The organism is Acuticoccus sediminis (genome assembly GCF_003258595.1).
Lineage (GTDB): Bacteria > Pseudomonadota > Alphaproteobacteria > Rhizobiales > Amorphaceae > Acuticoccus > Acuticoccus sediminis.
Window position 1 is genome coordinate 290,503 of sequence record NZ_QHHQ01000007.1, and the last position, 20,887, is coordinate 311,389.

The following is a 20,887-nucleotide window of genomic DNA, read 5'->3' on the forward strand; positions in this document are numbered from 1 at the left end:
CAGGTCAAGGTGAACGACGGACCGACGGAGGTCGACGTGGCAGACACAAAGATGGATGCGTCGCTCGAAGGGCTGGGGCAGATCGTTCTCGTCCTGCAGGGCGGCGGGGCGCTCGGCGCCTACCAGGCGGGCGTCTACGAGGCGCTGCATGAGGCGGGGATCGAGCCCGACTGGGTCATCGGTACCTCGATCGGAGCCATCAACGCCGGTCTCATCACCGGCAACGCGGCGTCGGACCGGGTGGACGCGCTCAAGGCGTTCTGGGAGCGGGTGCGCAGTCCCGGCTTCGGCATGTTCGGCAGCGGCAAGGCCGACAACGGCCCCTGGCGCACGCTGGAGCGCGACGCCTCGCGCATGTTCTCCGCATGGCGCGTGATCGCGGGGGGACTCGGCGGTTTCTTCGCGCCGAACCCGCTGGCCTTCGCGGGCGTCGGCTTCCCGATGGCGCCGGAGGAGGCGGGCTACTACTCGACGCGTCCGCTCCGCCGCACGCTTCGGGAGCTCATCGACCTCGACCGGATCAACGCCTGCGCGCCGCGCCTCACCGTCGGCGCGGCGAACGTCGCGACGGCGCAGATGCGCTACTTCGACAGCCGCAACGAGCCGCTCTCGCTCGACCACATCATCGCGTCGGGTTCGTTGCCTCCGGCCTTCCCGGCGGTCCGGATCGACGGTGAGCTCTACTGGGACGGCGGCGTCCTCTCCAATACGCCGGTGGAGGCGGTGTTCGACGACAATCCGCGCCGCAACTCGATCATCTTCGCCATTCACATGTGGCGGCCGGACGGTGCGGAACCGCGTTCGATCTGGGAGGTCACGAACCGGGAGAAGGACCTGCGCTACACGAGCCGGGTGCTCTCCAACATCGCGCGGCAGCGGGACCTCCACCGGCTGCGCCACATCATCTCGACGCTCGGCAAGTACCTGCCGCCCGAGCTGGCGGACAATCCCGACGTGGCGGCGATGCGGGCCTGGGGGTGTACGACCCGCATGCATGTGGTGCGCCTCCTCGCGCCGCGCCTCACCAACGAGGACCACCTCAAGGACATCGATTTCACGCCGGAGGGGATCGCCGACCGCTGGCACGCCGGGCTCATGGACATGCGCGATGCGCTGGCCCGGCGGCCCTGGCTGGAGGACCCCGACCCCATGGAGGGGCTCATCCTGCACGAGATCGGCATCGGGGCGGCACAGGGTGAGCGCCCGCGGAATCGCAACGAAGGCGTCGAACCGGCGCCGGCTCAGCGTCGTCGAGGCAGTCCGGCGCAACCCGTGCGAGGTGCGTCGCCGGTGGCCGAGCAGGCAGGGGAGGCAGCGGAATGATCGACCGTCGCATGCTGGTTTCGGCCATGCCGGCCGCGTTCGCGGTGGTCGCCTGCCCTGTGCCCGCCGTCGCGGCGGATACCGGCGGGGTGGACCGCGCCGATGTCACCGAAATGGTGGTCACCGCCTACCGGGCGTTCCTCGAGGCTCAGAACGCGCGCGACCTTCAGGCCGTGAGGGCAACGCTGTGGGATTCGCCCGATTTCCTGTGGGTTAGCGACGGGCGGCCCTTCTGGGGGCCGGACGCGCTGGTCGAGCGGATGGGGCAGTTCCAGAAGGCCGAGGTCTGGCAGGTGACGCCGGACCTCGAGGCGAGCCGCGTCGTGCCGCTGGGCCCCGGCGTCGCCTATCTGCTCCTGCCGCTGGTCCTTTCGATCGGCGAGGCGGCGAAGCCGTCGCAGCTGCCGTGGCTGGTGGGTGTCGTCGCGGTGGAGACCGCCGAGGGCTGGCGCATCGCCGCCCTTTTCACGACGACCGACAAATCCGCCTGAAGGAAGCCCCGCCCGGTCACCGGGCGGGGCTTCCGATTGCGCCGTCCTGCGGGCCGGCCGCGCCGCGCGCCCGCAGAGTCAGGCGCGCCGCGCACGCCATCCCCGCCGCGAGGGCGATGCAGACGCCGAGCACGGTGGCGGACCAGCCGAGGCGGTCGAACACCTGCCCGAGTACCGAAGCCCCCACGAGTCCGCCCGCGAAGTAGCTCGCAAGGTAGAGCCCGCTCGCGGCGGACCGGTCGTGCGTCGCCGCGCGGCCGACGAAGCCGGTCGCCACGCCCTGGGCGAAGAAGGTGCCGAGCCCGACGAGCGTCATCCCGGCAAGGACCATGGCGAGGCTGGCAGACAGGAGGCAGAGGGCGCCTGCCATCGCGACCGCAAGGCCGAGCAGCACGGCGGCCCGCACGCCGACCCGCGCGGCGATCCGCCCGGCGAGCGGCGTCGTCAGCATCGACGGCGCGAACACGAAGTAGACGGTGCCGAGCGCCATCATGCCGAGCCCGAGGGGCGGCGCGACGAGGACGAAGTTGACGTAGGTGAATACGCCGATGAAGGCGAAGAGGATCGAGAAGCCGAGCAGGAACGCCGCGACGAGCGCGGGGTTCGCGAGGTGGGCGAAGACGGCGGCCCACGGCGCCGCCGGACCTCCGCCCGGAGCTGCCGCCGGACGGCCCGGATCGACCACGGCGAAGGCGAGCGCCGCGCCGCACAGGTTGAGCGCGGCGAAGGTGAAGAACACCGTTCCGACGCCGAAATGGTCCGCAATACCGGCGGCGAGCAGCCGGCCGAGGAGGTTCGAGCCGACGTTGCCGGTGACGTACGCGGCGAAGGCGCCGGCGCTTGCGGCAGCGGCCGCCCGCTCGCCGAGCCAGGCGAGTGTCAACGTGAAGGCGACCGCCATGCACAGGCCCTGCGTCACGCGCAGCGCCGAGAAGGTCGCGAGGTCCGGCGCGAACGCGAGGAGGGCGGTCGGCACCGACAGCAGCAAGAGGCTCGCCGCGATGCCGAGCCGGCGGTCGAGGCGGGCGCTGAAGAGCGCGACGGCGAGGCTCGCGATCGCCATGCCGATGGTGGCGGCATTCACGGCGACGCCCATCTCGGCGGGCGTGACCCCGTAGTGGGAGGTCAGCATCGAGACGATGGCCTGCGCCGCGAAGAGGTCGACGAGCGTCAGGAAGGCGATCGCGGCGACCAGCGGTGCGCTCGGTCCGGCCGCGCGTTCGACGGGAAGAGTCCGAGGGGTCATCACGTCCACTCCATCAACGAGAGACGCGGCAGGTGGAGACCCACCGCGCCGGGTGCGGTTTCAGGGACGGACAGGGCCGGGAGCGGGGCTCCCGGTTTCGTTCGGCGCAGCGGCGGCTCGGGGGCCGGCGTCACATCGAGTCGCCGGTCGGCTCCTCGACCGGGACGACGTCGCTCGACAGGATGACGACGGGCGTGTCGGACGTATTCTCCCACCAGTGGCTGAGGTCGGCGCCGAACTCGCCGGTTTCATCGCCGGCGACGTGGTGGATGGGCTTTGCGCACACGCTGTTGTGCTCGTCGATCTCGCCGGAGACGATGACGATGATCGCCGGCCGGTCACCGTGGCTGTGGGTCGGCACGATGCCGCCCGGCGCGATGGTCAGGCGGCGGGTGCGCAGCATGAGACCGTCCACGCCGCGCCACCCGTCGAGCGGAACGGTGGACAGGACGACGGCCTCGACGCCGGAGCCGTCCTGCATCTCGATGGTCTGTGGGGTCGACAGGCGGTCCGCCTTGGCGCACTCGCCCGCCATGGCGGCGGTGGCGCCGGACGCGGCGGCGAATGTGAGGGCCGCAACGGCAGCCCGGGTGAATGTGGTCATCGGGAACTCCCTCCTCTGGCGCGGATCGCGCCGCATTGATGCGGTGTGATGGCCGAGGATCCGCCGGGCCGGCGTGCTTCGGAAATGCCGTTCGCGTTTGAAATCCATAGAGGAGGGCTATGCAGCGTTCCTCGGGGGCGGGAGTAGACTGGCGCATGGCGAGGCCGTCGGGCCCGTCGAGGCAAAGGGGCATCCGGTGGGCGACGACTATCGCGACGAACTGGACAGGGCGCGCAGGGTCGGCGGACCGCTGGACAGTCGCCTCGCCATCATCCGGAACGCCTTCCGCCGCTTCCGCCCGACCTACAGCAGCGCGATCGACCGCTTCGTCGAGCGGATCGAGGCGACCGACCCGGCGTCACGCGCCCCGGCGGTCGGCGGGGCCATGCCGGAGTTCGCGCTGCCCGACAGCACCGGGAGGATCGTCACGCTCCCCGTTCTGCTGGAGGAGGGGCCGGTTGTGGTGTCGATCAACCGGGGCGTCTGGTGTCCGCTGTGCCGCACGACGCTCGCCGCGCTCACCGAGACCGAACCGGCGGTGCGGGCGGCCGGGGCCCGTCTCGTCTCGATCTCGCCGCAGCGCGCCGCGTACGGCGAGGCGCACCGGCACGACGCCGGGGCGGAGTTTCCGATGCTGTCGGACGTCGATCTCGGCTACGCGACCGTGCTGGGGCTGACGGTGCCGATCGGCGAGGAACTCGCCGCCTGCTACGACGGGTTCGCCATCGACCTCGCGGCGATCAACGGCAACGAGGGTGTCCTGCTGCCGATCCCGGCGACCTTCGTCGTCGGCCGGGACGGCACGATCCTCGCGCGCCACATCGACCCGGACCCGCGCCACAGGATGGACCCGTGCGACGTCGTTCAGGCGTTGACGGAGGCGGATGAGGCGGATGCCGGTCCGTCGCAGGGCGAGCCCCATTCGTAGGGCGCCCAGTCGGCCGCGCGGAGCTGGGTGAGCAGCATCGCCGCCGCCGGGCTGCGGTGGCGGCCGCGCACCGCATAGACCTTCACCTGACGCCCGACGGACAGTCCCTGGATGGCGGCCGTGCGCATCGACGACGGCAGCGCGGTGCTGGTCGGCACGATGGCGACGCCGCCGCCGGTGGCGACGAGCTCGATCACGTCGCGCTCGCTGTTGGCTTCGAGGCCGAAGGAAAGGTCGATGCCGTGCCCGGCGAGGATCTCCTCGACCGCGGACGCGGTCTCGCAGTGGCGCCGCACGATCAGCCTTTCGCCGGCGAGATCCTCCGGTGTCAGGGCGTTCCGGGCCGAGAAGCGGTGATGCGCGGGAAAGGCGAGGTGCAGCCCTTCCTCGAAGAGGGGCCAGGATTCGTACCGGTCCCAGGTCATCGCGGCGGGGCAGGAGAGGGCGAGGTCGGTCCTGCCCTCCCGCAGCGCTTCGGCCGTCGCCGCGGAGGTGCCCCGGTCGATCTTCAGCGAGAGCCCGGCGAAGGCGCGCAGCAGCTCCATGAGCGCCGGCAGGAACGGGGTGATGTCGACCGCGTCGGAGAGGCCGAGGCGCAGGGCCGCGACGTTGCGCGACTTCATCGCCGCCGCGACCGCCTTGGCGCTGGCGGCGCTCTCGTAGCAGCGCGCGAGGAGGGGCAGCATCCGCTCGCCCAGCTCGGTGAGGTGGGTGAGACCCCGCTCGCGGCGCAGGAGGTCGCCGCCGAGCTCGTGTTCGAGCAGCTTGATGGCGCGGGTCAGCGAGGGTTGGGAGACGTTACATTCGTCAGCAGCGCGGGTGAAATTCAAGAGCCGCGCCACTGCGAGGAAGTAGCGGACCTGATGCATCTCCATAGGAACGCGCTCCATCCGGTCGGAACGCATCTAACCTCAGGATGGGTGCCCGATCCACTCCGGTCCGGTTGAGGGGGCGATCAAGTCTCTGTAATCGCGCCGCTTCGACCTTCCATGATTTTCACCACACCGGCGCATACGACGCCGAAGACGATGTGCCCGGCGAGCGACGCCCAGGTGAGGGCGATGAAGCCGAGGAACGGCGGCAGGCCGGCGAAAAGGTGCGCCATCACGTAGAGCGCGAAGATCCACAGTCCGACGCCGAAGCCCGCGCCGACGGCCCACCACGGCAGGAACGGCGTGACGAGCCGCGCCAGCGGCCGGGCGATGAAGAGGTAGCCGATGGGGTAGGCGATGACGCCGACCCCGGCGTGGATGATCTCGGCGAGCGTCCAGCTCGAGAAGCCGAACACCGACTGGACGAGGGCGGCCGGCTGCAGCGGCCCGCCGACGAGGACGGGGGTGATGAAGCGCGCCCAGACTTCCCAGGCAATGTCGGCCGCGGCACCCGCGGCCAGGGACGTGACCATCGTGGCGCGCGTGAGGGGCGGGAAGAGGGCCGCGAGCCCCGGTCGCGCGATCGTCGCAGTGGACATGGACGTCAGTCCTTCTTGTTGAGTTCCAACGACCTTCCATTTCGGACGTTGCCCGGACGGCTTCCAATACACGTCGGCTATGGAACGGATGCACGGGCGGTCATCCCGACCGTCCAGACGGCGCGGGGCCCGGTGCGGCCGTGCAGCGATGGGCGGGACCGGCCCGGGTGCGCGGCGTGCGCGAGATGCCGCGGAGGGAGTGCCGGGCAGGATCCGCCGCTCCTCGTGCCGGTCGGGCGGAGGATCACCGCTCGCGCTTCACGTGAATAATGAATCGCCTGTCATTATTTGTTGACGGGACGCGCGTTCCGAAGGCAGCATGCGCAAAACTAAAATTCAGGGGGGATCAAAATGACCTACCGGACTTTCGGACGGCCGACCCGTCGTACGGTGCTGAGGGGCGCGGCCGCCGGCGCCGCCGTGCTGGCCGCACCGGCGATCCTGCGCGCGCAGGGATCGACCATTCGCATCGGCATGCCGACCATCCTGTCGGGCCGCGTCGCGATCCTCGGCCAGTCGTCCGAAGCCGCCGCCCAGCTCGCCGTCAGCGAGGCCAACGAAGCGGGCGGCATCGACGGGCGCATGCTCGAACTCGTCGTGCGCGACTCGGCCGGCAAGCCCGATCAGGCGACGAAGGTCACCCGCGACCTCGTCAACACCGAGGGCTGCTCGGTCATCCTCGACGCCGAGGCGTCGGGCGGCTCGTTCGCGGTCAACGAGACCGTGCGCGACATCAAGGTCTACTGCATCCACACCAACTCCGAGACGTCGGAGCTGACCGCGGCGCCGAAGAACCAGGTGGAGTGGGTCTTCCGCTGCGCCCGGCAGGGCATCCACGACGCGGTCGGCGGCGGCCTCTATGCGGCCAACCTCTCCAAGGAGAAGGGGCTGACGCGCTGGGGCACCTGCTCGCCGGACTACGCCTACGGCCGCTCCAACACGGCCGAGTTCATGGAATACACCAAGCGCTTCGCCCCCGAGATCGAGGTCGTGGTGGAGAGCTGGCCGAAGATCTTCCAGCCGGACTACACCGAGAACATCACCGCGCTCCTCAACTCGGCGCCGCAGGCCCTCTACAGCTGCCTGTGGGGCGGTGACCTCGTCGCCTTCTTCGATCAGGCGAGCCTCTACGGGCTGTTCGACCAGTTCGAGACCGTTGCGGTGAACCTCGGCGACTATCCGGTGCTGGAGGCGATCAAGGCGCTCCCGACCGGCATCCACTCGGGCAGCCGCTACAGCTCGACCGTGCCGGACACCGAGGCGAACAGGACGTGGAACGACACGTATCGCGCCCACTCGCCGGTGCTGCCGACCAACTGGGCGTGGCAGACCTACAGCGGCATCAAGTTCATGGTCGAGGCGCTGAAAGCGACCGGCGGCGACACCGACGCCTCCAAGCTCGCCGAGGCGACGCGCGGGATGACGATCGACTCGCCCTTCGGCGTCAACGGCACGCTGACCCTGCGCGAGAGCGACCACACGCTGATCGACTACCCGGTCGGCTACGGTCTGACCCTGCCCGAGCCGCCGTACATCAAGAACTTCCAGATGACGGCCTGGGACGAGATCCTGAAGTACGAGGCCGAGTGGAAGGAGCGCAACGGCTACGCCTGAGCGCGCTGATCCTCCGCCCGGAGCCGGTGTCCGCCGGCTCCGCTTCCTCTCCGCCCGGAGCCGGCCGACCCGGCTCCGCCCGGTCCGCGAACGCGTGAGCCCATGGTCAATGTAGAAGCGCTGGCGACGTGCCTGTCCTCGTCTGCCTGCATCGTCAATCAGCTGTCGAGCGGCCTCATCATCGGCATGCTCCTCTTCCTCGTCGCCTCGGGCGTCACGTTGATCTTCGGCGTCCTGCACGTGATCAACTTCGCGCACGGCACGTTTTACATGATCGGGGCCTACACGGCCTACACGATCTACACCGTCACCGGGAGCTACTTCCTGGCCGCCGCCGGGGGCGCGCTGGGCGCGGCGATCATCGGCGTCCTCTTCGAGCGCTTCATCATCAGCCGCGTCTACGGCGAGAACATCCTGATGCAGCTCCTCGTCTGCTACGCGTTCATTCTCATCGTCGACGACCTCGTGAAGATCATCTGGGGCGCGCAGTACCTGGCGATGGGCGTGCCGGACGTCTTCCGCATGCCGCCGCTCCGGATCGCCGGCGGGTTCGTGCCGCCGTTCTACGTCTTCCTCGTCGCGGTCGCCGTGGTCATCCTCTTCGGCAGCGTGCTCCTCATCGCCAAGACGCGGTTCGGCAAGATCGTGCGCGCCGCGGCCCACAACCAGACGATGGTCTCCGTGCTGGGGATCCGCGTGCCGCTCTACTTCGCGCTGCTGTTCGGCTTCGGCTGCGCGCTGGCGGGTGTCGCGGGCGCGCTGGCGGCGCCTGTCCGGTCGCTGACGCCGGGCATGGGCGTCGGCATCCTCATCGAGAGCTTCATCGTCACCGTCATCGGCGGGATGGGGTCGATCACCGGGGCCTTCCTCGCCGCACTGCTCCTGGGGCTGGTGCGCTCGATCGGCTCGATCGGCTTCCCGCTCTTCGTCGACGGGGCGATGTTCGCGATCATGGCGATCATCCTCATCGTCCGCCCGCAGGGCCTTCTCGGTCAGGGAGAGGTGCGTTGAGAACGCTCGCCAGTTTCTGGCGCGACATCGCCATCGCCATCGTCGCGCTCGCCGTCCTCGTCTACGTCGGCATCGCGGCGGAGACGCCCTGGACGCGCGACTTCCTGACGTCGCTGTTCGCCTACGGGCTGCTCGCGATGTCGCTCAACCTCCTGATCGGCACGACCGGCCTCGTCTCCTTCGGGCATGCCGCGTTCTTCGCCCTCGGCGGCTACGCGTTCGGCCTGCTCCTGCAGAGCTCGGGCTTCCTCGCGACCTTCGGGCCGGGGGCCGTGCCCGTCGCCTTTGTCCTGGCGGTGGCGATCACCGCGGTCTGGGCGCTCGTCGTCGGGCTCATCTGCGCTCGGCTGTCGGAGATCTACTTCGCCTTCCTGACGCTCGCGTTCCAGATGTTCCTCTACAGCGTCGTCCTGTCGTGGGTCGGGCTGACGGGCGGCGACCAGGGGCTGATGGGCGGCATCCCGCGGCCGGTCTTCCTCGGCATCGACCTCTCCGACCCGATCCACCGCTTCGTGTTCTGCGCGGCCGTCTTCGTGGTCTCGATCCTCGTCCTGCGGGTCGTGACGGCGAGCCCGTTCGGCTACACGCTGCGCCTCATCCGCGACAACCCGCGGCGGGCGGCGTTCCTGGGGATCAACGTGCTGCGCGCGAAGGTGATCTCCTTCGTGCTCGCCGGCTCGGTGGCGTCCGTCGGCGGCATCATCCTCGCCCTCTTCACCTCGGGCGCCTACCCGGAGTGGATGTACTGGTCGCAGTCCGGCCAGGCGATCTTCATGATCATGCTGGGGGGCATCAACCAGTTCTTCGGGCCGCTGCTCGGCGCCGTGCTGCTGCGCTTCCTCAACGACATGGTGCTCGCCTACACCGAGTACACCGAGCTCGCGACCGGCGTCGCCATCCTGCTGGTGGTCCTGGGGCTGCGCCGGGGCATCCTCGACTTCGTCGTCGATCTCGTGCGCAACCGGCGGGAGCGGACCCAGCAGAGCGAGGCGTCCGCCAGCCTCAAGCGCGGTCCCGACGTCAGCCCCGACAACAAGGCCGCCACGCTGGAAACGGTGACGCCCCGTGCTTGAGCTCGACAACCTCGTCAAATCCTTCGGCGGTGTCGTCGCCACGGACCACGTGTCGCTGTCCTTCGCGGAGCAGTCGCTGACGGCCATCATCGGCCCCAACGGTGCGGGCAAGACGACGCTGTTCAACCTGATCACCGGCCATCTCGCGCCGACGAGCGGGCGCATCCTGCTGGACGGGGAGAACATCGCCGGCCAGTCCCCGGCGTCCATCGTCGCGCGCGGGATCGGCCGCGCCTTCCAGATCGCCAGCATCTTCCCGACGCTGACGGTCGAGCAGCAGCTCATCGCGGCGGTGGCGGCGCATCAGAAGTCCAACGAGCGGATGCTGAGCGCCTTTCCGCCGCTGCCGGCCAAGCAGCGGGCGGAGGAGCTGATCGCGCAGCTCGCGCTCGGCAGCGTCGCCAGGCGCCGCTCCAGCACCATCTCGCACGGCGACCAGAAGGTCCTCGACGTCGGCCTCGCGCTGGCCCTCGAGCCGAAGGTCCTGCTGCTCGACGAGCCGACCGCGGGGATGGGGCCGGACGAGCGCTGGGCGATGATGGAGACGGTCCAAAGGCTCTGGAAAACCAACGGCATGACGCTGATCTTCATCGAGCACGACATCGATATCGTCTTCTCCATCGCCCAGCGCATCAACGTGCTGAGCTACGGCGCGGTGCTGGCGAGCGGGACGCCCGAGGAGATCAAGGGCCATCCGAAGGTGATCGAGGCCTACCTCGGCAGCGAAGACGCGGGAGCGGCGGCATGAGCGATATCGCCCTGAAGCTCTCCGGCCTCGACGTCTTCTACGGCGCGTCGAAGATCCTCTTTTCGATCGACTTCGAGGTGAAGAAGGGGAGGACCCTCGCCCTTCTCGGCCGCAACGGCGCCGGCAAGTCCACCACCATGAAGGCGATCTCGGGTGTCGCGCCGCCGCGCTCCGGACGGGTCGAGGTGCACGGCGTCGACGTCGCGGGCCGGCCGCCGTACGCCATAGCGCGTCACGGCGTCGGCTACGTGCCCGAGGACCGTCAGGTCTTCCCGGCGCACACGGTGGAGGAGAACCTCGAGATCGCTGCGAAGACCGCCGAGGACGGCTCGTGCGCCTGGACGATGGCGCGGGTGTGGGAGGTGTTCCCGATTCTCGCCCGGCTGCGCACGCGGCGGGCGGGGCTCCTGTCAGGCGGCGAGCAGCAGCTCCTCACCATGGCGCGCACGCTGATGGGCAACCCCGACATCCTGCTCCTCGACGAGCCGTCGGAGGGGCTGGCGCCGATCATCGTGCAGGAGATCGGGCGGCTCATCCGCGAGCTGCGCCAGACGGGCGTCACCATCGTCCTCGCCGAGCAGAACATGCACTTCTGCCTCGGCCTCGCCGAGGACGCCGTGATCATCGACAAGGGCCACATCGTCTACGCCGACACCATCGAGGCGCTGCGCGCCGATCCGGCGGTGGCCTCGCGCTACCTCGCCATCTGACGCCGGGCGCGCGGGCGGGCCCCGGCGGTCCGCTCAGCGCTCGAACAGGCCCTTGGAGACGAGGCGGGTATAGGCGTCGAGCGCCGCCTGCGGCACGGTTCCGGACTTGATGTAGCGCATCGCGATATAGGCCCGGGCGCCGAGGAGGACGGTCACCACCGCCTCCAGCTCGTCGGCGGGCATCTCGGGAATGTCGCCGGCCTCCATCGCCCGCGAGAGGCTGCGCACGTAGCCCTCGGTGATGCGCTGGATATGGGCTTCGTGGGCCTTGGGGGCGAACACCTCCGCCTCGTAGAGAATGCGGTAGAAGCCCGGGTTCTGCTGCAGGTAGCGGCAATAGGCGCGAAAGCGCGCGACCTCGCGTTCCAGCCCGCTCGAGGCGTCGGCGATCTGCGCGACGATGTCGTCCGTCATCGCGCGGCCGACCTCGGGCAGCAGCGAGTCGAACAGCGCCTGCCGGTCCTCGAAGTAGTTGTAGAACGTGCCGTGGGCGACGCCGGCCTCTTCCGTGACGCGGGCGATGGAGGTGGCGGCATAGCCGTACCTGCCCACCACCCGTGCCGCCGCCGCGATCAGGCTCTGGTAGGTGATGCGGGCCTTCTCCTCCCGCGTCGGCCGCTTGCGCGCCGGCCGCGTGAACTCTCGCTCCGCCCGAGTGGTCGTCATGTCGTCCCTTCTTCGCCTCACCCCGTGTCCAGCGCCATTTCGCGCAGGACGCGCTTTAGGACCTTGCCGGACGGATTGCGGGGAAGTGCGTCCACGAGCAGCAGCTTGCGCGGCACCTTGAACCGCGCGAGCCGCCCCTCGCAATGGTTCGCGATCGCATCGATCGTCACCTCCTGGCCCGGCCGCGGCACCACGACGGCGAACGGGATCTCCCCCCAGCGCGCGTCGGGCATCGCGACCACCGCGGCGTCGAGCACCTGCGGCATCTCGAACAAGACCCGTTCCACCTCGGAGGACGCAATATTCTCGCCACCCGAGATGATCATGTCCTTCATCCGATCGGTGAGGAACAGGAAGCCGTCGGCGTCGAGATAGCCGATATCGCCCGAGCGCAGAAACCCGTCGGCAAAAAAGGCCGCGTCGGTTCGCTCGGGGTCCTTCCAGTAGCCCGTCGTGACCTTGGGGCCGCGCATGCACACCTCGCCGATCTCGCCCGGCGGGAGGCTCAGCCCTTCCGCGTCGCGGATCTCGACCTCGACCTGGCGCACCGGCCGGCCGACCGAGCCGATCTTGTCCAGCTCGTAGCCCGCCTCCATCAGCGTGTCGCCGGAGACGGTCTCGGTCATGCCGTAGGCGTCGACGTAGCGGGCGGAGGGGAAGGCCTCGGCGAAGGCGCGGATTCGCGTCGCCGGCGTCCGCTCGCCACCTGCGATGCACCATCTGAGGCTGGACACGTCGCCCACCGCGGACCGGTCGAGCTCCAGAAGGCCGGCCATCATGACCGGCGCGAGCCAGACGCCGGTGATCGCCTCCGCCGCGATCGCCGACAGCACGGCGGCCGCGTCGTAGTCGCGCTGCAGGACCATCGTGCCGCCCATCATGTGCACCGCGAGGCCCGGCAGGTCGCATCCGCCGACGTGGTAGAGCGGCCCCACCACGAGCAGGCGGTCGGACGCGGACAGGCCGAGCGCGATGGCGAGGTCGACGTTCTTGGCCTCGAAGCTCTCGTAGGTGTGGGTGACGCCCTTCGGCCGGTCCGTCGTCCCGGACGTGTACATCAGGCGGAAGAGGTCGCCGCTGTCGCGCCGCGTCGCCGCCGGCCGCTCGCCGTGACCGCCGAAGGCGGCCCGGCTGTCGCGCTGCGCCGCCTCGTCGAGGTGGTGCACCGGCACCGGCATGTCGGCGAGGGTGTCGCGGTAGGCGTCGTCGGCGACGATCAGCGCGGCGCCGGCGTGCCCGACGATGTAGCGCACCTCGTCGGTGGAGAGGCGGAAGTTGAGCGGCAGCGAGACCGCGCCGAGATGGCTGATGGCGTACAGCAGCTCGATGGTCGCGGCCGAGTTCTTCATCATCAGCGCGACGATGGTATCCGCGCCGACGCCGGCGGCGGCGAGCCCCGCCGCCGTCTGCCGCACGCGCTCCTGCAGTCCCCGCCACGTGATCCGCTGGCCGGCATAGACGAGGGCCTCCGCGTCGGGGCGGACGCGGGCATGGAAATCGAGCTGGGTCGACAGGTTGCGCATCAGTAGGACCGCGGCAGGCCGAGATTGGCGGTGGCGATGTAGTTGAGGATCATCTCCTCCGAGATCGGCGCGAAGCGGAAGAGGCGGGCGTCGCGCCACAGCCGCTCGACGTGCATCTCCTTCGAATAGCCCATGCCGCCCATCGTCTGCATCGCCTGCTCGGCGACGCGCGAGGCGGCCTGGCTCGCGATCAGCTTGGCCGCGTTGCTCTCCGACCCGAACGCAAGCCCGTTGTCGAACAGCGAGGCGGCCTTGAGGTTGAGGAGGCGGGCCGCCTCCAGCTCGGCCCAGCCCTGGGCGAGGGGGAACTGGATCGCCTGGTAGGCGCCGATCGGCGTCTTCCGGAACACCGTGCGCTCCTTGGCGAAGTCCACCGCGAGGCGGATCGCCAGGCGCCCGGCGCCGACCAGCGCGGCGGTGGTGACGATCCGCTCGGTGTTGAGGACGTCGAGGAGCTGGGTCCAGCCCTCGTCCTCGGTGCCGATCAGCTCGTCGCCGTCGACGCGCACGTCGTCGAAGAACACCTGGCTCGACGGCAGCGTGTTGGTGCCGAGCTTGTCGATCGAGGTGTGGGTGAGGCCCTCGCGCTCGACGTCGATCATGAAGAGGGAGATGCCGTGGGTCTTCTTCGGCGCGTCCTTCACGGGGGTGGTTCGGGCGACGACCAGCATCTTGTGCGCCTGCGGCACCCCGGTGATCCAGATCTTCTGGCCGTTGACGCGCCAGCCGTTGCCGTCCTTGCGCGCCGTGGTCTCGAGCTCCAGCGAGTTGGTGCCGGCGCCCGGCTCGGTCAGCGCCATGCAGAACGACATCTCGCCCGAGCACAGCTTCGGCAGCCACTCGCGCTTCATCCGCTCGCTGCCGTACTTGGAGATCGCGACGCCGCCGAAGATCGGGTTCAGCATGAAGATCTGGCCGAGCGTCGCCCCCGCGCCCGCCGCGCACAGCTCCTCGATGATGAGCGCGGTCTCCACCATGCCGAGGCCGCCGCCGCCGTGCTCCTCAGGCAGGTTCGCTCCGGCGAGCCCCGCGTCGCAGATCGCCTGCCAGCATTCGCTCGGGTAGGACTTGGTGGCGTCCTTCTCGCGCCAGTAGTCCGGGCCGAACGCGGCGCCGACCTTGCGGGCGGTGTCGATGATCAGGCCCTGTTCTTCGGAGAGGGTGAAATCCATGGGGGCTCCTACGCCGCCAGCCGGGGCGGCCGCAGCAGGTTGACGGGGGTTTCCAGGATCCGGACGACGGCGGCGAGGAAGCGGGCGGCCTCCGCGCCGTCGATGACCCTGTGGTCGCAGACGAGGGTGAGGGCGAGCTCGCGGCGGAGCGCCGGGCGGCCGTCCGCGTCGGGGCGGAACACGGGCCGGTCGGCGCCGACGCCGAGGATCATCGCGTGCGGCGGATTGATGATGGGGGTCATGGCCGTGACGCCGAACATGCCGACGTTGGAGACCGCGACGACGCCGCCGCCGACGTCCTGCGCCGAGAGTGCCCCGGCGCGGGCGCGCGCGGCGAGGCCGGCGGCGGCGGCGGCGATCGCGTCGAGGCTGAGCCCGCCGGCGTCGCGCACGATCGGGATGCGCAGCCCGTCCGGCGTTTCGGTCACCATGCCGACGTCGGCGGTGGCGTAGGCGAGGATCGTCTCGCCGGCCCAGACGCGGTTCATGCCCGGCATCTCGGCGAGCGCGATGCCGAGCGCGCGGATCAGCATGTGCGTCACCGAGACCCGGGGACGGCCGTCCGCGGCGTTCAGCGTCTCGCGCAGCGCCATGAGGTCGGCGACGTCGGCCGTGTGGCTGACGCTGAAGTCGGGGATGTCGCGCCGGGCGGCGGCGACGCGGCGCGCCGTGGCGAGGCGTGCCGGGCCGGGGTCTATTTCGCGGACGGCGCCCGGCAGCGTGGCCGTCGCTTGCGGAGCGGTGGGGACGGCCTCCGGTGCGGCCGGCCGGGCGTCGGCGCTCGCGGCCTCGACGTCGGCGGCCTTGATGCGGCCGTTCGCGCCGGACCCGACGAGGGCGGCGAGGTCGATCCCCGCGGCCGCCGCCAGTCGGCGCGCGAGCGGCGTCGCGACGATGCGCCCGCCCGGTGCCGGCGGCGGCGCGGCACGGGGCGCGGCGGACATCGGTCGGGAGACGGCCCCGCCAGCGAGGCGCGCCACAGGAGTGCCGACCGGGACGGTCTCGCCTTCGGGCACGAGCACCTCGGCGAGGACGCCGTCGGCGTCCGCCTCGATCTCGTTCGCCACCTTGTCTGTCTCGACGGTGAAGACGACGTCGCCGGCCTTGAAGGCCTCGCCCGCCGCGATGCGCCATTCCCGCAGCAGGCCCTCCGTCATCGTCAGGCCGAGCTTGGGCATCACGAGGTCGGCCATGTCAGACGCCCTTGAAGGAGGGAGCCCGCTTCTCGAGGAAGGCCGAGCAACCTTCGTGCGCGTCGGCCGCGTCGAGCACGAGGCCGATCATCGCCTGTTCGTGGGCGAGGGCGGCGGCGAGCGGCATGTCGCCCCCGGCCACCAGCGTGCGCTTCAGCAGCTTCAGCGTCAGCGGCGACTTGGAGGCGATCTTCTCGCAGGTCGCCATCGCCTCGCTCATCAGCGTGTCATGCGGGACGACGCGGTTGGCGAGCCCGACCGCGACGGCCTCGTCGGCGGACAGCATGTCGCCGGTGAACATGATCTCCTTCGCCCGGCACAGCGGGAGCTGGCGGATGATGCGCTGTGTCCCGCCCGCGCCGGGGAAGAGGCCGAGGTTGATCTCCGGCAGGCCGAGCCGGGCCTTGTCCGAGAGGATGCGGATGTCGATCGCGAGCAGGATCTCCGTCCCGCCGCCCAGCGCGAAGCCGTTGACGGCGGCGACGGTCGGCTTGTCGAAAATCTCGATGCGGCGGAACAGCCGGTGGATGTCCTCGGCAAACTCGGAATAGTGCGCCAGGCCCTGGCGCGAATTGAGGTCGGCGATGTCGCCGCCCGCGATGAACGCGCGGCCCGCCCCGGTGAAGAGGACCACGCGCACGCCGTCGTCGGCCTCGACCTCGTCGAGCGCGGCGTGGAAGGCCTTGATCGTCGGGACGTCGATGGCGTTGAGCGTCTCGGGACGGTTGATGGTCAGGGTAGCGACGGCGCCGTCGCGGGTGATGTCGATCGGGCTCATCGGGGGTCCTCAGGAAAGTGAGCGGCGCACGGCGGCGGCGATGCGCGCTGCATCCGGGCGATAGGCGGCCTCGAGCGTGCGGCCGAAGGGGGAGGGGGCGAACGGAGCGCCGACGCGGACGATGGGCCCGTCGAGCTCGTCGAAGCCGACGTCGGCCATGCGCGCGGCGATCTCCGCGCCGACGCCGAAGGACTCCACCGCCTCGTGCGCGACGACGAGGTTGTGAGTGCGCGACAGGCTCTCGAGGACGAGCGCCTCGTCCCAGGGCTGGATCGAGCGCAGGTCGACGACCTCAGCCGCGATACCGTCGTCCGCGAGCGTCGCCGCGGCGGCGGTGGCGAGGCCGACCGTCGCGCCGTAGGCGACGATCGTGGCGTCCCGCCCCTCGCGGACGATGCGACCACGGCCGATCTCGACGGGCTCGGGCGTCTCGGCGAGGTCGCCCTTCATGGCGTAGAGCGCCTTGTTCTCGACCACGATGACGGGGTCCGGGTCCTCGATCGCGGCACGCAGGAGGGCGTAGGCGTCCGCCGGCGTCGCCGGGCAGACGACCTTGAGGCCGGGGACGTGGGCGAGCCACGCCTCGAGGCACTGCGAGTGCTGCGGGCCGGCGTTGAGGCCGCCGCCGTGCGGCGTACGCAGCACCATCGGCACCGACCCCTGGCCGCCGAACATCGAGCGCGCCTTGGCCGCCTGGTTGACCAGCATGTCCATCGACAGCGTGATGAAGTCCATGAACATGATCTCGGCGACGGGCCGCATGCCGGTGAGGGCCGCGCCGACGGCGATGCCGACGATGGACGCCTCGGCGATCGGCGCGTCGAGGACGCGGCCGGGATAAGTCGCCATCAGGTCACGCGTCACCTTGAACGAGCCGCCCGCGGCGCCGACGTCCTCGCCGATGACGAAGACGCGCTCGTCCGCCGCCATCGCGTCGGAGAGCGCCTGGTTGAGGGCCTTGCCGAACCGAACCTCGGCCATCGTCAGGCCTCCACCGTGTAGACGTCGGACAGCATCCCGGCCGGATCCGCGTCGGGTGCGGACCGGGCGGCCGCGACCGCGGCCTCGATCTCGGCGTCGACCTCGGCGAGCGTGCCGGCGAACCACGCCTCGGCGGTTCCGGCGGCGATCAGGCCGTCGGCGGCGAGGCGCAGCGGGTCGCGGGCGTCGAGGTCGTCGATCTCGGCCGCGTCCCGGTAGTCCTGGCGGTCGCCCTCGAAGTGGCCGCGCACACGCGTGGTGGCGCATTCGAGGATCGCGGGCGCAGGCGTCTCGCGCATCCCGGCGATCAGCGCGCCGGCCGTCTCGGCGACCTCCTCGACGCGGTTGCCGTCGACGCCGCGGTAGGTGATCGAGAACGCCGCTGCGAGCCTGTCGAGCCGGGTGGCGAGCTGGCGCTCGGTCGGGCTGAACTCCGACCAGCCGTTGTTCTCGCACACGAAGAGCACCGGCAGCGACCAGAGGGCGGCGATGTTGAAGCACTCGTGCACGACGCCCTCGGCGAGGGCCCCGTCGCCGAAGTAGACGGCCGCGACGTGCCCACCGCCCTGCATCTTGAGCGCCAGCGCGCTCCCGGTGGTGATCGGGATGCCTGCGCCGACGATCCCATTGGCCCCGAGCATGCCCTTGGAGAGGTCGGCGACGTGCATCGACCCGCCGCGCCCTTTGCAGAGCCCCGTGGCGCGGCCCATGATCTCGGCAAAGAACCCGGTGAGATCGACGCCCTTGGCGAGCGTATGGCCGTGACCGCGGTGGTTGGAGGAGACGGTGTCGCGGTCCGTCAGGTGATGCGAGACGCCCGTGGGCACCGCTTCCTGGCCGATGGAGAGGTGCAGGAAGCCTGGCACCTCGCCGTCGGCGAAGAGCTTCTGCAACCGTTCCTCGCTGCGGCGGATGACGAGCATCCGGCGATAGAGGGTTTCGAGCTCGGATCTATCCATGGGGGGTGCCGCCCTTGGTCACGACTCGTGATGCGTTAGTCATTTTTCGCCGCGAAAGCCTCCCTCACTCCGCCGTAGGGCGCCCAGGAGCCGGCGCAGAAGAAGCCGGCGTCGACCGGGAGGTTGACGCCGGTGATCCCGGACGCCGCGTCCGAGAGCAGGAAGGCGACGGCGCTCGCGACCTCGTCGGTCTCCACCATCCGGCCGAGCGTCGAAGCGGCGGCGAGGCGTTCCGGGTCGCGGTGGCCGCCGTCGATCTGCGCCTGGAGAGCGGGTGTCCGCGTGTATCCCGGCAGCACCGCGTTGACGCGGATGCCGCTGCGGCCCCACTCCCCGGCGAGACCCATCGTCAGGTTGCTGACGGCGGCCTTCATCGGTGCGTAGGCGTGGAGCGGCACCGAGCGTTCGGCTGTGACGGAGCTGATCGTGACCATCGATCCCGCGCCGCGCGCCATCATCGGCGGCGCGAACGCGCGCAGGGTGAGGTACGTGCCGCGCAGGTTGATCTCGTAAATGTCGTCGTAGAGCTCGACGCCGAGGTCGGCGGGGCGATGCGGCGGCTGGACGATCCCGGCCGATGTGACGACGCCGGCGACCGGGCCGACATTCGCCTCCACCGACGCGGCGAAATTCTCGATGGCGGCGGGGTCGCGAACGTCGAGCGTGTACGCCACGCCGCCGATCGCCTCCGCTGCGCGCTCGGCCGCCGTCCCGTTGCGGTCGGCGACGACGACGCGGGCGCCGTTCCGGGCCAGGTGACCCGCGGTGGCGAGTCCAATTCCGCTGGCGCCGCCCGTCACCACGACAACGCGCCCGGCAAAGCCGTCCCCGCTCATGCCCATCCCTCCCATTGGTCCGTGCGCTGGGCACGGCCGGCCCATTCGGGCACGATGTTTTCACTATGCTTGCGCAATTGTGACTGATGGGTCAATCATCATTTTTGTCCGTGGCTTCGGATCACCAACAACAACACCACGGGAGGACACCATGAGCCCATCCGCGAGCCCGTCCGCGGGCGTGAGCCCACCTGCGAGCCTTGCCGCGACGCTCGGCGCCTTCGTCGCGTCGCTCGACGTTTCCGCGCTGCCGGAGGAGGTGAACGACAAGGCGCACGCCTGCCTTCTCAACGGCTACGGCATCGGCCTCGGCTGCCACCCGACGCCCTACGCGCCGGTCGCGCGCGAGGCGGTGATGGCGGTCGACGGCGGCGGCCCGGCGACGCTACTCGCGGACGGGCGAAAGGTCTCGCTGGCCGGCGCGATGCTCGCCAACGCCGCGCTCTTCCATGGCCGCGCGCAGGAGGACGCGTGCGGCGCCGCCCACCTCGGCGCCATCGTCATCCCGATGCTGACGGCGATGCTGGAGAGCGGGCGCTACGACCAGGCGAACGTCATCCCGGCCCTCGTCGCCGGCTACGAGGCGGGCGGCCTGTTCGAGGAGACGTACGCCGTCGACACGACGCCGGTCGGCTTCCGCGCGTCGACGCTCTACGGTCCGATCGCCGCGGCCGCGGCGGCCGCCCGGCTGATGGGGCTCTCCGCCGACCGGTGTGCCGCGGCTCTCGCCAACGCGGCGTCCTTCGCGGGCGGGCTGCTCCAGTCCTTCGTCGACGGCACGGACGAGTGGCGCTATCAGGTCGGCGTTTCCGGCCAGGTCGGCCTGACCGCGGCGACGCTCGCGGCGGCCGGCTCCGTATCCGCGCCCGGCGCATTCGAGGGGCCGAAGGGCCTCGTCCGCGCGTACGCGCGGCGCGACTGCGACACCGCCGCGCTCGCCGCGAAGCTCGGCCGGGACTGGCAGACCATGCGGGTCGCGTTCAAGCCCTTCCCGGTCTGCGCCTTCAACCAGACGCCGGTGACCGCCGCGCTGGAACTGCGCCAGAAGATCGGCATCCCGGAGACCGTGCGCGTCTACATGAACCCCTACGAGTGCGGCTATGCGGGGATGGACGCGAAGGGACCGTTCAACTCGATCTCCGGCACATTGATGAGCATTCCGTTCTGCATCGCCCTCGCGCTGGTGCGCGGCACGCCCACGATGGCGCTGATGACACGCTACGACGACCCCGAGGTGAACGCCCTGGAGTCGCGGATCGAGCTGGTCGCCGACACCTCCGTCCCGGTGCTGAGCTGCCGCCTCGAGGCGACGGTCGACGGCAACATGGTGACGCACGAGAAGCCGATGACGGCGGCGGACTACTCCTATTCGTGGGACGAGGTCTCCCGGATGGTCCGGCGCATCGGCGCCGAGGAGGGCGTGCCGGCGGCCGCCTACGACGGCATCGAGAGGTTCTGCGCTGCGCCGGGCCGCGAGCCGGTCTCTCTGGTGGTCGAGGCCTTCCAGTCGATCCCTGCCGTGGCGCACCGGGGTGCCGCGCTCTCGGTCGAGGCGTGAGC

At 70.5% G+C, this 20,887-nt stretch carries 21 protein-coding genes; 9 read left to right on the forward strand and 12 right to left on the reverse strand.

Annotation, left to right across the window (positions count from 1 at the left end; translation table 11 throughout):
• Positions 1 to 51: 51 nt before the first annotated feature.
• Both DLJ53_RS27060 and DLJ53_RS27065 read left to right on the forward strand, forming a co-directional pair.
• Positions 52 to 1,323 carry a patatin-like phospholipase family protein gene (locus tag DLJ53_RS27060; protein ID WP_111351381.1) on the forward strand — a complete coding sequence of 424 codons (1,272 nt, stop codon included), beginning with the start codon at positions 52 to 54 and terminating at the stop codon, positions 1,321 to 1,323.
• Complete coding sequence (locus DLJ53_RS27065) at positions 1,320 to 1,814, forward strand: nuclear transport factor 2 family protein (RefSeq protein ID WP_111351205.1); 495 nt, start codon at positions 1,320 to 1,322, stop codon at positions 1,812 to 1,814. Before DLJ53_RS27060 ends, DLJ53_RS27065 begins: the two co-directional genes overlap by 4 nt.
• Positions 1,815 to 1,830: 16 nt before the next feature.
• Here the strand turns inward: DLJ53_RS27065 and DLJ53_RS27070 are convergent, their stop codons facing one another.
• Positions 1,831 to 3,060: an MFS transporter gene (locus DLJ53_RS27070; protein ID WP_111351382.1), complete on the reverse strand. Its 1,230-nt coding sequence runs from the start codon at positions 3,058 to 3,060 to the stop codon at positions 1,831 to 1,833.
• A 130-nt stretch (positions 3,061 to 3,190) separates the two neighbouring features.
• Entirely contained in the window at positions 3,191 to 3,664 is a 474-nt protein-coding gene (locus tag DLJ53_RS27075) for a cupin domain-containing protein (RefSeq protein WP_111351207.1), read from the reverse strand.
• 196 nt (positions 3,665 to 3,860) lie between these two features.
• On the opposite strand from DLJ53_RS27075, the gene DLJ53_RS27080 reads away from it, so the two are divergent.
• A complete protein-coding gene (locus DLJ53_RS27080; RefSeq protein ID WP_111351208.1) occupies positions 3,861 to 4,592 on the forward strand; it encodes a peroxiredoxin-like family protein in 732 nt (243 codons plus the stop codon).
• On the opposite strand, the gene DLJ53_RS27085 is transcribed toward DLJ53_RS27080, so the two are convergent.
• Both DLJ53_RS27085 and DLJ53_RS27090 read right to left on the reverse strand, forming a co-directional pair.
• Positions 4,529 to 5,497, reverse strand: a complete 969-nt coding sequence (locus DLJ53_RS27085) for a LysR family transcriptional regulator (protein ID WP_111351210.1) — start codon at positions 5,495 to 5,497, stop codon at positions 4,529 to 4,531. The genes DLJ53_RS27080 and DLJ53_RS27085 overlap by 64 nt on opposite strands.
• A gap of 50 nt (positions 5,498 to 5,547) precedes the next feature.
• Positions 5,548 to 5,997, reverse strand: a complete 450-nt coding sequence (locus tag DLJ53_RS27090) for a hypothetical protein (RefSeq protein ID WP_111351384.1) — start codon at positions 5,995 to 5,997, stop codon at positions 5,548 to 5,550.
• Positions 5,998 to 6,414: 417 nt separating this feature from the next.
• Between DLJ53_RS27090 and DLJ53_RS27095 the strand changes: the two genes are divergently transcribed.
• From DLJ53_RS27095 to DLJ53_RS27115, 5 genes are all read left to right on the forward strand, one after another.
• Positions 6,415 to 7,677, forward strand: a complete 1,263-nt coding sequence (locus tag DLJ53_RS27095) for an ABC transporter substrate-binding protein (RefSeq protein WP_111351212.1) — start codon at positions 6,415 to 6,417, stop codon at positions 7,675 to 7,677.
• A 102-nt stretch (positions 7,678 to 7,779) separates the two neighbouring features.
• The gene (locus tag DLJ53_RS27100; protein WP_111351213.1) at positions 7,780 to 8,688 is read left to right on the forward strand and encodes a branched-chain amino acid ABC transporter permease; all 909 of its coding nucleotides are present in this window, start codon (positions 7,780 to 7,782) and stop codon (positions 8,686 to 8,688) included.
• Entirely contained in the window at positions 8,685 to 9,761 is a 1,077-nt protein-coding gene (locus DLJ53_RS27105; protein ID WP_111351215.1) for a branched-chain amino acid ABC transporter permease, read from the forward strand. The genes DLJ53_RS27100 and DLJ53_RS27105 overlap by 4 nt, the downstream gene beginning before the upstream one ends.
• Positions 9,754 to 10,509, forward strand: a complete 756-nt coding sequence (locus DLJ53_RS27110) for an ABC transporter ATP-binding protein (RefSeq protein WP_111351217.1) — start codon at positions 9,754 to 9,756, stop codon at positions 10,507 to 10,509. The genes DLJ53_RS27105 and DLJ53_RS27110 overlap by 8 nt, the downstream gene beginning before the upstream one ends.
• A complete protein-coding gene (locus DLJ53_RS27115; RefSeq protein ID WP_111351218.1) occupies positions 10,506 to 11,219 on the forward strand; it encodes an ABC transporter ATP-binding protein in 714 nt (237 codons plus the stop codon). The genes DLJ53_RS27110 and DLJ53_RS27115 overlap by 4 nt, the downstream gene beginning before the upstream one ends.
• A gap of 33 nt (positions 11,220 to 11,252) precedes the next feature.
• Here the strand turns inward: DLJ53_RS27115 and DLJ53_RS27120 are convergent, their stop codons facing one another.
• The 8 genes from DLJ53_RS27120 to DLJ53_RS27155 are packed head-to-tail and all read right to left on the reverse strand — an operon-like array spanning position 11,253 to position 19,327.
• On the reverse strand, positions 11,253 to 11,885 hold the full coding sequence (locus tag DLJ53_RS27120) for a TetR/AcrR family transcriptional regulator (protein WP_211100688.1): 633 nt from the start codon (positions 11,883 to 11,885) through the stop codon (positions 11,253 to 11,255).
• A 17-nt stretch (positions 11,886 to 11,902) separates the two neighbouring features.
• On the reverse strand, positions 11,903 to 13,408 hold the full coding sequence (locus DLJ53_RS27125) for an AMP-binding protein (RefSeq protein WP_111351220.1): 1,506 nt from the start codon (positions 13,406 to 13,408) through the stop codon (positions 11,903 to 11,905).
• On the reverse strand, positions 13,408 to 14,580 hold the full coding sequence (locus tag DLJ53_RS27130; RefSeq protein WP_111351221.1) for an acyl-CoA dehydrogenase family protein: 1,173 nt from the start codon (positions 14,578 to 14,580) through the stop codon (positions 13,408 to 13,410). Before DLJ53_RS27130 ends, DLJ53_RS27125 begins: the two co-directional genes overlap by 1 nt.
• Before the next feature lie 8 nt (positions 14,581 to 14,588).
• Positions 14,589 to 15,773, reverse strand: a complete 1,185-nt coding sequence (locus DLJ53_RS27135) for a 2-oxo acid dehydrogenase subunit E2 (RefSeq protein WP_111351223.1) — start codon at positions 15,771 to 15,773, stop codon at positions 14,589 to 14,591.
• 1 nt (position 15,774) lies between these two features.
• Positions 15,775 to 16,551, reverse strand: coding sequence for an enoyl-CoA hydratase/isomerase family protein (locus DLJ53_RS27140; protein ID WP_111351225.1), 777 nt, complete (start codon positions 16,549 to 16,551; stop codon positions 15,775 to 15,777).
• 9 nt (positions 16,552 to 16,560) lie between these two features.
• Positions 16,561 to 17,532 (reverse strand): alpha-ketoacid dehydrogenase subunit beta, encoded by a 972-nt coding sequence (locus tag DLJ53_RS27145; RefSeq protein WP_111351226.1) that lies wholly within the window; start codon positions 17,530 to 17,532, stop codon positions 16,561 to 16,563.
• Positions 17,533 to 17,534: 2 nt separating this feature from the next.
• Positions 17,535 to 18,491 (reverse strand): thiamine pyrophosphate-dependent dehydrogenase E1 component subunit alpha, encoded by a 957-nt coding sequence (locus tag DLJ53_RS27150; protein WP_111351228.1) that lies wholly within the window; start codon positions 18,489 to 18,491, stop codon positions 17,535 to 17,537.
• A gap of 35 nt (positions 18,492 to 18,526) precedes the next feature.
• On the reverse strand, positions 18,527 to 19,327 hold the full coding sequence (locus DLJ53_RS27155; protein WP_111351387.1) for an SDR family NAD(P)-dependent oxidoreductase: 801 nt from the start codon (positions 19,325 to 19,327) through the stop codon (positions 18,527 to 18,529).
• A 151-nt stretch (positions 19,328 to 19,478) separates the two neighbouring features.
• Here DLJ53_RS27155 and DLJ53_RS27160 point away from each other — a divergent pair, with 151 nt between their 5' ends.
• On the forward strand, positions 19,479 to 20,885 hold the full coding sequence (locus DLJ53_RS27160) for an MmgE/PrpD family protein (RefSeq protein WP_111351229.1): 1,407 nt from the start codon (positions 19,479 to 19,481) through the stop codon (positions 20,883 to 20,885).
• Positions 20,886 to 20,887: the final 2 nt, after the last annotated feature.